The 12,805-nt window shown below is 53.6% G+C and carries 12 protein-coding genes; 5 read left to right on the forward strand and 7 right to left on the reverse strand.

Annotated features, from left to right (window positions below):
• The first annotated feature begins 64 nt into the window (after positions 1-64).
• Positions 65-511, forward strand: coding sequence for a c-type cytochrome (locus tag BW941_RS03170; RefSeq protein ID WP_076514238.1), 447 nt, complete (start codon positions 65-67; stop codon positions 509-511).
• On the opposite strand, the gene BW941_RS03175 is transcribed toward BW941_RS03170, so the two are convergent.
• Positions 501-1,163, reverse strand: coding sequence for a cytochrome b/b6 domain-containing protein (locus BW941_RS03175; RefSeq protein WP_175607855.1), 663 nt, complete (start codon positions 1,161-1,163; stop codon positions 501-503). The two genes, BW941_RS03170 and BW941_RS03175, sit on opposite strands and share 11 nt — an antisense overlap.
• A gap of 284 nt (positions 1,164-1,447) precedes the next feature.
• Here BW941_RS03175 and rfbD point away from each other — a divergent pair, with 284 nt between their 5' ends.
• The gene (gene rfbD / locus BW941_RS03180; RefSeq protein ID WP_076514240.1) at positions 1,448-2,377 is read left to right on the forward strand and encodes a dTDP-4-dehydrorhamnose reductase; all 930 of its coding nucleotides are present in this window, start codon (positions 1,448-1,450) and stop codon (positions 2,375-2,377) included.
• Here rfbD and BW941_RS03185 read toward each other — a convergent pair.
• The 5 genes from BW941_RS03185 to BW941_RS03205 form a co-directional block, all read right to left on the reverse strand.
• On the reverse strand, positions 2,359-2,853 hold the full coding sequence (locus BW941_RS03185; protein ID WP_076514241.1) for a dihydrofolate reductase: 495 nt from the start codon (positions 2,851-2,853) through the stop codon (positions 2,359-2,361). The two genes, rfbD and BW941_RS03185, sit on opposite strands and share 19 nt — an antisense overlap.
• A gap of 69 nt (positions 2,854-2,922) precedes the next feature.
• Entirely contained in the window at positions 2,923-4,584 is a 1,662-nt protein-coding gene (locus BW941_RS03190; RefSeq protein WP_245820042.1) for a putative bifunctional diguanylate cyclase/phosphodiesterase, read from the reverse strand.
• Between the two features lie 128 nt (positions 4,585-4,712).
• Positions 4,713-5,507: a thymidylate synthase gene (gene thyA / locus BW941_RS03195; RefSeq protein ID WP_076514243.1), complete on the reverse strand. Its 795-nt coding sequence runs from the start codon at positions 5,505-5,507 to the stop codon at positions 4,713-4,715.
• Positions 5,504-6,316, reverse strand: a complete 813-nt coding sequence (gene lgt, locus BW941_RS03200) for a prolipoprotein diacylglyceryl transferase (protein ID WP_076514244.1) — start codon at positions 6,314-6,316, stop codon at positions 5,504-5,506. Before lgt ends, thyA begins: the two co-directional genes overlap by 4 nt.
• A gap of 24 nt (positions 6,317-6,340) precedes the next feature.
• Complete coding sequence (locus BW941_RS03205; protein ID WP_076514245.1) at positions 6,341-7,126, reverse strand: sulfite exporter TauE/SafE family protein; 786 nt, start codon at positions 7,124-7,126, stop codon at positions 6,341-6,343.
• A 65-nt stretch (positions 7,127-7,191) separates the two neighbouring features.
• On the opposite strand from BW941_RS03205, the gene BW941_RS03210 reads away from it, so the two are divergent.
• The 3 genes from BW941_RS03210 to mepK all read left to right on the forward strand — a co-directional run bounded on the left by BW941_RS03210 (position 7,192) and on the right by mepK (position 10,500).
• Positions 7,192-7,935 (forward strand): NRDE family protein, encoded by a 744-nt coding sequence (locus BW941_RS03210; RefSeq protein WP_076514246.1) that lies wholly within the window; start codon positions 7,192-7,194, stop codon positions 7,933-7,935.
• A gap of 144 nt (positions 7,936-8,079) precedes the next feature.
• Positions 8,080-9,789 (forward strand): L,D-transpeptidase family protein, encoded by a 1,710-nt coding sequence (locus BW941_RS03215; RefSeq protein ID WP_175607856.1) that lies wholly within the window; start codon positions 8,080-8,082, stop codon positions 9,787-9,789.
• Positions 9,790-9,939: 150 nt separating this feature from the next.
• Positions 9,940-10,500, forward strand: a complete 561-nt coding sequence (gene mepK / locus BW941_RS03220) for a peptidoglycan L,D-endopeptidase MepK (protein ID WP_076514248.1) — start codon at positions 9,940-9,942, stop codon at positions 10,498-10,500.
• A 15-nt stretch (positions 10,501-10,515) separates the two neighbouring features.
• Here the strand turns inward: mepK and ptsP are convergent, their stop codons facing one another.
• Positions 10,516-12,801, reverse strand: a complete 2,286-nt coding sequence (gene ptsP / locus BW941_RS03225; protein ID WP_076514249.1) for a phosphoenolpyruvate--protein phosphotransferase — start codon at positions 12,799-12,801, stop codon at positions 10,516-10,518.
• Between the last annotated feature and the right edge of the window lie 4 nt (positions 12,802-12,805).

Genomic DNA, 12,805 nt, shown 5'->3' on the forward strand with positions numbered 1-12,805 from the left:
GTCCGTCGTAAGATGGTTCATATACACTGAGCAGTACAACCGACTACCGAGATGGAGAACTCTGATGAAGCCACTTTATAAAGTTGCCGCGACCCTCGTACTTGCGGGTGTCGCCGGCCACGCAGCCGCCGATATTAAACCTTTTGAAGCCGTGGAATACCGTAAGGGCATTTTTAAAGCCGTTAAATGGCACTTCGGCGCTATGGGTGACATGGTCAAAGGTAAAGCTGAATTCGACAGCGAAGACTTCGCGCGTCGCGCAGATCTGCTTGCGGCATTAAGTCAGATGCCATGGGAAGGTTTCCGCCCCGGCACCTACGCAAGTGCCACGTCAGCCTTACCTGTGATTGAAGACAAATGGGAAGACTTCACCGCGGCTGGTGATGCCTTCAGCGAGAAAGCAGCCGCCTTAGCGGTCGCTGCAAAAGGCGATGATATGAAAGCGATCAAATCAGCATTCGGAGCCACTGCCCGCACCTGTAAAGGCTGCCACGACGACTTTAAAGACTGAGTAAAAGTGCCACTGCTCCGGCGGCCAGCGCCACAGAAAGAAGCCCGGCCCACAGAGGCGCCCGGGCTTTTTTATTCACCGGCCCGTCAGCATACTGGCCCGATCTTTTCGAGCCTGAAACCATCCCCTGAATCAAACCTTCTTTCTTCACAAACTGATGAAACAGGACTGCGAGAATATGCAGAACCACGATTCCGAGAAGTATGTTGAAAGAAATTTCATGCAGTTCCGTCAGTAACAAGCTGGTGTCATAGCTAACCCAGGCAAACAGCGGCCCTTCAAATAATATGTCGTCGGTAGCAAACAAGCCGGAAATAACCTGAAATCCGACAAGACCTAACAAACCAAGCACCGCCAACGCACCCAGGGGGTTATGGCTGAGATAATGCGACTCTCTTCCGCTGAGCAAATCCCGGGCGTATACCAGTGTCGCTTTCGGAGAACGGATAAAGTGACTGAACCTGGCATAGGCAGGCCCAGCCACGCCCCACAGTACTCGGAAAATGATCAATCCCAGAGCCGCCAGTCCAAAGGTCTGGTGCCAGTCCATCCAGCCCTGCTCAACACTTAACCAGGCACCCGCCAGACAAACAGTCAGCCCCCAGTGGAAAATACGGATAAATATATCCCAGACGTAGGTTTTCTCAGACACAAGGGGCTCCAGCTGGATGGTCTTCAGAAATTTTCCGAAACTGCTGACGACATCAAATTTTAAGAGGAATTAATCAGATAGTTTACGGAAGTGTGTGAAGAACGAACGTACACGACTATAAATAATTGTCAGGGCCAGATAGGCACACCTATCCAAGTCAGAAAAGAGTGACAATATCAGCAATTCTCAGAATGCTTCTGATGTCTCCGATGGTCACTGTCTGTGGGTTTATGGTCTGGTAATGTGAGGCGGTCAATACGCATCAAATACCGAAGGAGAATGGTATGACATGGATGATCACGGGTGCGGGAGGCCAGGTAGGCCAGGTAGGCCAATGCTTACAGCAAGCGCTGAAACAGTCACGACGCCGCATCATTGCTCTGAGCCACAGTGCTTTAGACATCACTAACGAAACACTGCTGCTACGCGTTCTGGAAGCCAGCAAGCCTCTGGTCGTGTTTAACTGCGCAGCCTATACCCATCTCGATAAAGCAGAGCAACAGCCTGAGCGCGCCTGGAGCGTGAATGCCAAAGCACCATCGGCACTGGCACGCTGGTGCAACGACAATGACGCATGGCTGATTCATCTGTCTTCAGATTATGTCTTTTCTGGCTGGATGGCCGACGCCTACTCAGAAAGTGCCTTACCCTGCCCACTGTCTGAATACGGTCGCAGTAAGCTCGCTGGTGAACAGGCCATTATGGAAACCTGCGCAAAGGCGATTGTTATCCGGACCGGGTGGCTGTTCAGCCAATACGGAAAGAATCCACTCTCTGGGCTGTTAAATAACGCCCAGAAATCGCAGCGGATAAATATTGCTAGCGACGCCTACGTTTCGCCAACGCCCGCCGTCGCACTGGCCGAAGCGATGATGCAGATCGCTAACCTCGCTGAGCAAGGCCGTATTCCAAGAGGAAGGTATCACTTTGCGGGAACGCCAACGGCCAGTACGTATCTTTTTGCAGGAGAAGTTCTACGCCAGGCACAGGGATTCGGACTGATTGATCAACACTGCCGCCTGATACCTGAACCGCTCAATCAACCGGGCTCTGGCGCAAAGAGGCCGCACAATTCTGCACTGGTATCGCAGAAACTGCCTGAGTTAGGAATTTATCCACCCGACTGGCGCACCGAGCTGTCACTCACCCTTGAGGTGATTAAAGAGCAGCAAAGCCAACAGGAGTACAGGCTCTGTCAGGGCTTCGCCTCATAAACGACAAAGCTGTAGTTATACGGATTAGGGCCTTCTGCAGCGAAGTCTTCGCGAGCAACTTCCTGCCAACGGCTCTTATCGTATTCCGGGAAAAAGGCATCGCCCTCAACGTCGGCATGTACCTCGGTCAGATACAAGCGGTCTGTGTGCGGTAGGGCAAGCGCGTATATTTCTGCTCCTCCCATGATCATGGCTTCATCCTGACCATCAATCAGGCAAACGCTTTCTGCGAGTTCCCGTGCTGCTTCAACACTGTTCACAACCTTAACTCCCTCAGGCTGGTAGTCTGCCTGTCGGGTGATCACGATATTCGTACGGCCGGGAAGCGGTTTACCAATGCTCTCGTAAGTCTTTCTGCCCATGATGACAGGCTTACCCATCGTGGTTTGCTTGAAGTACTTGAGGTCATTCGGCAGATACCAGGGCAATGAGTTATTGCGTCCGATGACACCATTCTCGGCAACCGCCACTATCATGGAGAGCTTCACAGAAAAATCCCGTCGCTAAAAAATCAGCGCCTATGATAGCGATGCAGGTCAGTATTGTCAGGCGCACCGGGCTACAAATTCAGGCACTCTCTCTGCAGCGAGCGGTTTTGAAAACAGATACCCCTGACACTCATCACACCCCAGCCCAACCAGGCGGGACTGTGTTGACTCCTGCTCAACGCCTTCAGCGATCACTTTCAGTTTCAGACTGTGTGCCAGATGAATCATCGATCCTGCGATTGCATCTCCCGCACTGTCCACGCCCACCGACTTAATAAAATCGCGATCAATTTTAAGATAATCGATCGGCAATGTGCGAAGACTCGCAAACGATGAATAACCTGTCCCGAAATCATCAATAGCAATGGCGATATTCTCAAAGCGTAAACGCGCTAAAGTATCGGCCGTGCGATTATTCCCTTCCATGATCATGGCTTCTGTAATTTCCAGCGTAAGGTACTTACCGGCAAGACCAACCTCATCAAGAATACCAAGTATCTGATCAGCCAGATCAGGCTGAAAGAACTGCCTGGAGGTCAGATTTACCGAGACTCTGGCATCCTCGGGCATGAGTCCATCATCCAGCCATTGGCGGAACTGCTGGCAGGCACTTTCGAGAGCCCACATGCCAAACTTTTCGATCAGTCCGGTTGTCTCCAGCACCGGAATAAACTGCTCCGGCGGCACATGACCAAACACAGGGTGATTCCAGCGCATCAGAGCCTCGACGCCATAAATGCGCTCACCATCCATGCTCATCTGCGGCTGGTATTCCATTGAGATCTGGCGGTTATCCAGCGCATGATAAATAGCCTTTTCCAGGCCTCCACGGATGCGGTCTTCGGCAGAGTGGGCGCTGTAGATAACATAGCTGTTCTGTCCAATCTGCTTGGCACCGGACAGTACCTGTTCGGCATGAAGAATAAGGTTGCCCGCATCGTGATCCGCCTCGCCAGCGAGTGCTGCACCAATACTGCCAGAGAGCTTTATTTTTTCTCCCTGAAAGGTCACCGGCACATCCAATTGGGCGCTGATTTTTTCGCAGACCTGAATCAGATTTCGCGTCTGCCGAAGGTTTTCTGCGATCAGTGCAAACGTATTCCCACCAATCCGGGCCAGGGTATCTGACTTCCGGGTGACGGAACGCAGTCGCTCACCCAACTCCGCCAATACAGCATCCCCCGCAGCATGGCTGAATGATTCACTCAGTCGATGGAAATGATTGAGATCCAGAATAACCAGCCCCATGGGTTGCTTGCTACGCTTGTGCGCTTCCAGTGAATGTTCGAGGCGGTCCTGAAACAGGTAGCGGTTTGGAAGCCCGGTAAGCGGATCAAGGTAGCGGTTCGAACGCAGCGAGCATTCACGGGCTTTTCTTGTTGCGGCAGTGCGTATGGCAGGAATCAGCTCGGCCGGATTGGTCACCACCTCCTGCGCGCCCAGTTCCAGTAAGCGCTCCATACGCATATCCGGAAAATTGAGAATCACAACCAGCGGAGCTTCGGGCAGCGCCTGCGTCGTGTATTCGAGAATCTGAGCCAGCCTCTCACTGTAGGTCGACGCGTGCAGCACTATGACGCCTTCTGACTCCATCCAGCTTTCGGCGAGTGATTTGCCGTCCTCGCAAAGATACACGCGAACGGCTCTGGGCAGCGCTGGCTCGGCATCATCAATGGAATGCCAGAAGACGATGGGTGTTTCGAACTGAACGGGTTTCATGTAGGCCACGACAGTACCTCCCTGTGATGTATACAGAGAGTGTAGAAGGCCTCCCGGTAATATCCCGGGAGAAACACAAAAGTCAGGCGTCAGTTATCAGACAGAAAATAGCGACGAAAAACAGGCGCTCAGACCGCGACCGGCGCCTTAATGTGCGGGTGCGACTCATAACCTTCAATCACAAAATCTTCGAACTTATAGTCGAAAATGCTTTCAGGCTTACGCGCAATCACCAGCTTAGGTAACGCCAGCGGCTCACGACTCAACTGCAGATCCGTCTGCTCAAGGTGGTTGGCGTAAAGATGAACATCACCGCCCGTCCAGACGAAATCACCCACTTCAAGATCACACTGCTGAGCCATCATATGCAGCAACAATGCGTAGCTGGCGATATTGAATGGAACACCCAGGAAAATATCTGCGCTGCGCTGATAAAGCTGACAGGAAAGCTTGCCGTCAGCAACGTAGAACTGGAAGAAAGCATGGCACGGTGGCAGAGCCATATTTTCAATTTCGCCCACATTCCAGGCACTGACAATCAGGCGACGGGAATCAGGGTTATTCTTAATCTGCTCGACAATCTGAGTGATCTGATCAACATGGCGGCCGTCAGCTGTTGGCCAGCTACGCCACTGTGACCCGTACACCGGCCCGAGGTTTCCCTCTTCGTCTGCCCACTCATCCCAGATGGATACGCCGTTTTCTTTCAGGTAGCTGATATTGGTATCACCACTCAGAAACCAGAGCAGCTCATGAATGATTGAGCGCAGGTGCAGCTTTTTGGTAGTAACGAGCGGGAAGCCTTCGCTCAGATCAAAGCGCATCTGATAGCCGAAACAGCTGTACGTCCCCGTTCCGGTACGGTCTTCTTTAAATACACCGTGTTCGCGTACATGACGCATCAGATCGAGGTATTGTTTCATGCTTTTTTAGCTCCGCTATTTGTGCCGTTACGGTAGGCCCAGATCAATAGAATCAGACCAAATACGATCATTGGCAGGCTCAACATCTGCCCGCGGGTCATCCAGCCAAACATATCGAAGCCGATGTGTGCATCCGGCTCACGGAAGAATTCAGCGATGGTACGGAAAACCCCATAACCAATCAGGAACATCGCACTGACCGCTTTCTGCGGACGAGGGCGAGACGAATAAAACCAGAGAATAACAAACAGGAGAAAGCCTTCCAAACCAGCCTGATAAAGCTGCGAAGGATGACGCGCAAACTCATCCGCGCGCGGAAAAACCATCGCCCAGGGCACATGCTCAGGGTCAGCGACGCGGCCCCATAATTCACCGCCGATAAAGTTGCCGATGCGCCCGAACATCAAACCCAGCGGGACAAATGGCGCACCGAAATCACCGACGTCAAAGAAACTCTTCTTGTGAATTTTGCAGAAGATCAGAATCGCGGTCAGAACGCCAAGCAAACCGCCATGAAAGGACATGCCCCCCTCCCAGACACGGAACAGCCATAGTGGATCTTCGAGAAACTGCGGAAAGTTATAAAACAGGACGTAGCCCATGCGGCCGCCAATCACGACCCCCATAGCGCCGTAGAAAATCAGGTCAGAGACCTGCTGCGTGGTCCAACCACTGCCAGGCTGCTTCGCACGCCATGTCGCCAGCAGATAGGCCGAAGCAAACGCTGCGAGGTACATCAGGCCGTACCAATGCACTTTTATAAAGCCGAGTTCAAACGCGACAGGATTAATATCCGGATAGGTCAGCATGGTACTTCCCTGACAGTAAAACAGTTAAAAGAAAATAAAGCGGATTCCGACAACGCAGAGTAACACAGCAAACAACTTTTTCAGCAGCGCCGCATCAAGCTTGTGCGCCAGGCGCGCTCCCACCTGAGCACAGGGTACGCTGGTCAAAGCAATCCCCAGAACAGCAGGCCAGTATACGAATCCGGTAGACCACTCTGGCAGAAGATCATTTCCTTGCCCCGCAATAATATTGGTGACGGCTCCGGTCAGAGCGATCGGAATCCCACATGCAGCAGACGTCGCCACTGCCTGACGCATACTGAAGCGCATCCATGACAAATAAGGGACAGTAAAGGTACCGCCTCCGATGCCGAACCATGAAGACCCGAAGCCAACGACACCTCCGGCACTCAGGAGACCGGCAGTTGATGGTCGCTCCCCTTTACCGGGTGGCTCCCAGCCGGTGAACATTTTTAACGCCAGCAACAACGCAAAAACACCGATAATATTCTGCAGTACCGGCCCTGGCACCTCACTGATAAGGACCACACCCGCCGCCGTTCCAATAACAATCCCGGCGGCCATACTGCGCACCAATGACCAGTCGATCGCTCCATTGCGGTGGTGCTCACGCACGGAACTCAGTGAAGTGAATACAATGGTGGCGAGGGAGGTAGCCACGGCCATATGGGTAAGTACCTCGGCGGAAACGCCCTGCGCTGCGAAGCTGAAAATCAGTACAGGAACAATCACCATGCCCCCGCCAATGCCAAACAGCCCGGCAAGAACGCCAGCAAACGCACCTACCAATAAATAAAGTAAAAAGGTCATACAGATCGGTTCTTCCTCATGATCGCGGCATTATGAAGCATTCGTGCTTGGTGTACACTGCCGCTATGTGCTTAATCGTTTTCGACTGGCAACCTGGTCAATCTCAATGGCTGCGCCTGAGCGCAAACCGCGACGAGTTCTATAAACGCCCGGCGGCGCCAATGCATGCCTGGGAGAGTATTCCCGGACTCTACGCTGGCAAAGACCTGGAGCAGGGCGGGACCTGGCTCGGCTTCAGAGACACCGGTCGCTGGGCAGCCCTGACCAATGTGCGGGCCCCCGGAGCTGGCCCTGACAACCCAGCTTCCCGCGGCGAACTGGTCACTGCTTATGTTGAGTCAGGCCTTTCCCCACAGGAGTGGCTTAGTAGTCTCGACTGCAGCAACTATGCACCTTTCAATCTACTGGCCGGTACAGAACGCGAACTCTGGTACCTGAGTAACTACCCCAGAACCCAACTGACGTTGCTGACACCCGGACGCTATAGCCTGAGCAATGCTCACCTTGATAGCCCCTGGCCTAAAGCAGAGCTTGCTAAAGAGCAGCTCGGTCAGGCTGACAGCGGATTAGCAACGCTACTGAGCCGACGTGAGCCCTGGCCTGACGACGCTCTGCCTGCGACTGGCGTTCCCATCCTCTGGGAGCGGCTTCTTTCTGCTCAGTTTATCATCGCACCGGGATACGGCACTCGCTGTAGCACCGGCATTCTCGCTTCTGGCACCGACGTTGATTTACAGGAAATTACCTGGGACGAGCAAGGTGAAAAAGTCGGTGAGAAGAGCTACAGATTAGCCATTAAAGACAGGTAGCCTGTCCGCTGTTGTTACAAACAAATACGCAACAGTGAGAGCGAGTTCGAAAAGCACGTCCATACTTAAACTATGACGTGTATAAATCGTAAAACACCCAACAGCCACACCCACCGCGTGCCTTTGATTGTCGGCGGGGTGTGCGTGTTGCTGCTGTTCGCTGCTCTGGCTGCAAGCCTCCATACACGACCTTTTATGCCACCGAATGTTGCTCAGGAACATATGGAGCACTGGCTGATTGAAGGCGCCCGCAAGGTCGCCGGTGAAGTCAGGCTCAGGCACATCCGCAACATGGAACCCTTCTACCTGAAGCGTAACTACCAACCTATCTGGCTGGACAGTTACCAACTGCGCCCGGAAGCACATGAACTCATCGAGCTTCTGCGAGAAACTTCCGTCGATGACTGGCGCAATTACGGTTATTCATTGGATACGCTTGAACGCGAGATGCGCAAGCTTACTAATCTGCCGGAGCAGGCCACCGCCATGGAGGTACTGCTCACCGATGCCTTCGTGACATACGCAGAGCAGGCTCTCAATAACGAACTGATCCCCAACGCTGACGAGAATGACCATCCAACCATGCGTAAGGTCGTTCTGTCTGGCGAGGACCGGATCACAGAAGAACAGATCATCACCCTGCTGCATGAGTCCGTACGCCAGAATAAACTGGATGAACTACTGGCTGGCATGGCCCCCCAGCACGACGGCTACCGACGCCTTCGCGCCGAGCTGAAACGCTATCGTGATATCGACCGAAGCGGCGGATGGCGCCCTATTTCTCACGAGCTGACCCTGAATGCTGGCGACCGCCATGTCGAGGTCCCGTATCTGCGTTGGCTGCTCGACCAGTATGGCGATCTGCCCAAAGGCACTCTGGCCTGGTTCCTCGGGGATAAGAGCGAAAAGACTTTACGCGCCCCAGCGCGGGAGAAAAATCCCGATCTGAGCAAGCCAGAGTATCTGTTCGATGGACCAATGCGGGCCGCCATTAGTAGCTTCCAGCAGCGACACAAGTTAGAAAGCACGGGCAAGCTCAATAAAGAAACCATTGATCGCCTGAACATTCCGCCCTACCAGACAGCTCAGCGCATCGCTCTGAACATGAAGCGCTGGCGCCAGCTCCCTAATGATCTCGGCGATCGCCACATCATGGTCAATATGGCCGACTACTCGATGCGCCTGATGAACGGTGGTTCGCCGGAACTGGAGATGAAGGTCATCATTGGTCGACTCGACCGACGCACCCCCGTCATGACAGACCTGATGCGGATTATTGAAATTGCCCCGACCTGGACTGTACCCCCGCGTATTGCCAGCTCATATCTGTTGCCCAAACTGAAGCGCAATCCGGATTACCTTAAAGAGAAAGGGTTTGATGTTCTGCAGTGGCGCAACGGTTCCGCCGTTCACGTCTCGGCTGACGACATTAACTGGAAGAATTACAGCGGTCGCAACCTGCCTTACACCTTTGTGCAGCGACCAGGTAAGCTCAACGCACTGGGGACAGTGAAGTTTCTGTTTCCCAACGACCAGAGCATTTACCTGCACGACACCTCAAGCCCCGAGCTGTTCGCACGAGATCAACGCGCCCTCAGCTCAGGCTGTGTGCGGGTAGAAAAACCTCGTCTGCTGGCTGAGAAGCTACTGCAATCTCAGGATGGTTGGCACCGGGGACGCATTGATGAGGCCATTGATCACAACCGTACCAGCCGTATCCGGATCAAAGACCCTGTGCCCGTACACCTCATGTACTGGACGACCTGGGTCGACGATGACGGCACCCTGCAGATTCGCGATGACGTTTATCAGCGCGACCTTATTGGCGGAACCGCCACCCACGCCAGCCTGTAACATCTGCTTACATCTTGGCGTGTATTTACGAAATACGGACGTGACACTCCTGTCGTAGCGAACTTACTGATGAACTAGTTCAGATTTTTTCTTCGGGAGATTTGGCATACTGACTTTTCACTGTAACCCCTATGTAACAGGAGTCAGAACATGCTGGACCGTCGCCGTTTTCTGCAACAGTTTGCCGCTGTTTCTGCTGCAGGTATGACAGGCCTCTCGACTAACGCCTACGCCGCCGGTGAATCAATCGCACAAGCAGGCCCGGATCGCACATTAAGCCTGTACAACATCCACACAGGCGAAACGGTTAAAAGTACCTTCTGGTCTCAGGGTCAGTTTATCGACAGCGAAATTGAAATGATCGATATGCTGGTTCGTGATTTCCGTGCCAACGACGTGATGGCGATGGATCGACAGCTGTATCAGGATCTGTACGAACTGCAGACCCGCCTCTCACCCAATAAGCCGATGTACATCATCTCGGGTTACCGCTCGCCGAAGACCAATGCCGCTTTGCGTAACGGCTCTTCAGGCGTCGCGAAGAAAAGTCTGCATATGCAGGGGCGCGCAATCGACCTGCGCATCCCTGGCGTATCTCATAAAGAACTGCATCGTGCGGCGCTGGAATTAAGAAGCGGTGGCGTTGGTTACTATCCAGACAGCGGGTTCGTTCACCTTGACACCGGACGGGTTCGCCGCTGGCAGGGTTAATCCCCTGAGAAGGTTTTAATTCAGGCCGACATTCGGGCCGATAATACGTCCGAAACCGGCCTTCTCCAGCATCAGCTGCAAGGTTGATGCGATGACTTCACCACTCTCCATGGTGATGACTTCTTCGAGTAGTTTCTCTGCCCATTCACGGCTGATGCCACGCAGTACCGACTTCACTTTCGGCAAGTTAGTCGCGTTCATCGACAGGCAGTCATAGCCCATTGCCATCAGCAGGACAGCGCCCATGGGGTTACCTGCCAGCTCACCACAGACACTGACAGGTTTACCCTCCGCTTTGGCATCATCGACGATGCGTTTCAGTGCCTGCAGAACCCCAGGATGAAACGCCTGATAGAGATCAGCAACACGAGGGTTGTTACGGTCAACGGCAAGCAGATACTGCGTCAGGTCATTACTGCCGACCGACAGGAAGTCGACGCGCTGAGCCAGATCCTTGATCTGATAAACAGCCGCAGGAACTTCCACCATAACGCCAACTTCAGGCATCTCGACCTTAAAACCTTCTTCGAGTGTTTCTACATGCGCACGGTAAATGAGGTGCAATGCCGTATCCACTTCAGCAACGTTGCTGATCATCGGCAGCATGATACGAAGATTATTGAGGCCTTCACTGGCCTTCATCATGGCGCGTACCTGCACCAGGAAAATCTCAGGATGATCGAGGGTAACGCGAATACCGCGCCAGCCGAGAAACGGGTTTGCCTCATTGATAGGGAAGTACGTGAGCGCCTTATCCCCACCAATATCCAGCGTACGCATAGTCACCGGGTCTGGACTGAACGTCTCGAGCTGCTCCCGGTAAATCTCCTGCTGCTCACTCTCCGACGGGAAGCGATCCTTCATCATGAACGGCACTTCGGTACGGTACAGGCCCACCCCTTCGGCACCCCGATCACGACTGCGCAACGCATCTGTAATCAGGCCAGTATTCACCCAAAGGGGAATGCGATGTCCATCGAGAGTTTCGGCCGGTTGATGCAGCAGGCCCTCAAGATCTTCGGCAAGCGCCTGCTCTTCTTCGTAGATGGCATAGTACTGCTCACGCAATTCATCATTTGGATTCGAGAACAGAAGGCCACGGTAGCCATCAACGATCAGGTCTTTGCCATCAAGTTGAGCATGCGGCAAGTCTACGGCACCCATCACAGTCGGGATACCCATAGCACGCGCCAGAATCGCCACGTGAGAGTTGGAAGAGCCTTTCACCGACACCATAGCGCGCAACTTTTCAGTCGGCACTTCACCCAACATGGCGGGCGTCAGTTCTTCGCTGACCAGAATAGTATCATGAGGGTAATCGTCCGGGCGCGAGGTCGCTTCGTTGCCCTGTAAATGCGCAAGAATACGTGTACCAAGGTCGAGAATATCGGTAGCTCGTTCGCGCAGGTAAGCATCTTCCATCATCTGGAAGTGACCGACGTACTCCATGACTACCTGACGCAGTGCCCCCTGAGCCCAGTTGCCCTTGTTGATCGCAACTTTGACCTCAGCACCCAGAGCGTTGTCGTCCAACATGTTCAGATACACGTCGAACAGAGCCATTTCTTCGGGGCGCAGTTCGCCTTTAAGCTTGCCACCTAACGAGCGTATCTCTTCTCGCGCGGCTTCCAGCGCAAGATCAAAGCGCTCCAGTTCGATCTCGACCGACTCGGGTTCACGATCAACCACTCCCGATAGGTCTGCCGCGGGTGAAATAACCACACCCGTACCAAGACCGACGCCGGGCGCACCCGGAGCACCGGTGAAGCGGGTACTCTTTTTCGGTTCGGTGGCTGTCTGTGGAATATGAAGGATATTGCCGGTCGCTTCGGCATGAGCAATCACGCCCGCCAGCTGCGCCGACATGGTGACCAGAAACGCCTCTTCACCAGCATCAAACTGACGGCTGTCGCGCTGCTGTACCACCATCACGCCCAACAGGCGTTTGTGGTGGATAATCGGTACGCCAAGGAAGGACATAAAAGGATCTTCCCCGGTCTCAGACAGGTACTGAAAACGGGGATGCTCAGGAGCATTATCGATATTCAGGGGTTCTTCGCGGGTACCTACGAGGCCAACAAGGCCCTGCGAGCCAGCAAGGCTGACCTTACCCACAGCGTCCTGACGCAGACCTTCGGTCGCCATCAGAACGTAGCGCTTTTCATCAGGCTCATACAGATATACTGAGCATACCTCGGTCTGCATCGCCTCGCGGATACGGGCAACCACTACCTTGAGGGCCTCACTCAGTTCGGTGACTGAGCTGACCTCCTGTACGATACGTCTCAGTATATCGAGCATGTTT

Origin of the sequence: Thalassolituus maritimus (assembly GCF_900156675.1) — a bacterium.
GTDB lineage: Bacteria > Pseudomonadota > Gammaproteobacteria > Pseudomonadales > Oceanobacteraceae > Thalassolituus > Thalassolituus maritimus.

Excerpts from the sequence above, each read along its gene's own strand:
- BW941_RS03170 (WP_076514238.1), top strand. The coding sequence starts at position 65 with ATGAAGCCACTTTATAAAGTTGCCGCGACCCTCGTACTTGCGGGTGTC.
- rfbD (WP_076514240.1), top strand. The coding sequence starts at position 1,448 with ATGACATGGATGATCACGGGTGCGGGAGGCCAGGTAGGCCAGGTAGGC.
- BW941_RS03185 (WP_076514241.1), bottom strand. The coding sequence starts at position 2,853 with ATGATAGTGGCGGTTGCCGAGAATGGTGTCATCGGACGCAATAACTCA.
- BW941_RS03190 (WP_245820042.1), bottom strand. The coding sequence starts at position 4,584 with ATGAAACCCGTTCAGTTCGAAACACCCATCGTCTTCTGGCATTCCATT.
- thyA (WP_076514243.1), bottom strand. The coding sequence starts at position 5,507 with ATGAAACAATACCTCGATCTGATGCGTCATGTACGCGAACACGGTGTA.
- lgt (WP_076514244.1), bottom strand. The coding sequence starts at position 6,316 with ATGCTGACCTATCCGGATATTAATCCTGTCGCGTTTGAACTCGGCTTT.
- BW941_RS03205 (WP_076514245.1), bottom strand. The coding sequence starts at position 7,126 with ATGACCTTTTTACTTTATTTATTGGTAGGTGCGTTTGCTGGCGTTCTT.
- BW941_RS03210 (WP_076514246.1), top strand. The coding sequence starts at position 7,192 with ATGTGCTTAATCGTTTTCGACTGGCAACCTGGTCAATCTCAATGGCTG.
- mepK (WP_076514248.1), top strand. The coding sequence starts at position 9,940 with ATGCTGGACCGTCGCCGTTTTCTGCAACAGTTTGCCGCTGTTTCTGCT.
- ptsP (WP_076514249.1), bottom strand. The coding sequence starts at position 12,801 with ATGCTCGATATACTGAGACGTATCGTACAGGAGGTCAGCTCAGTCACC.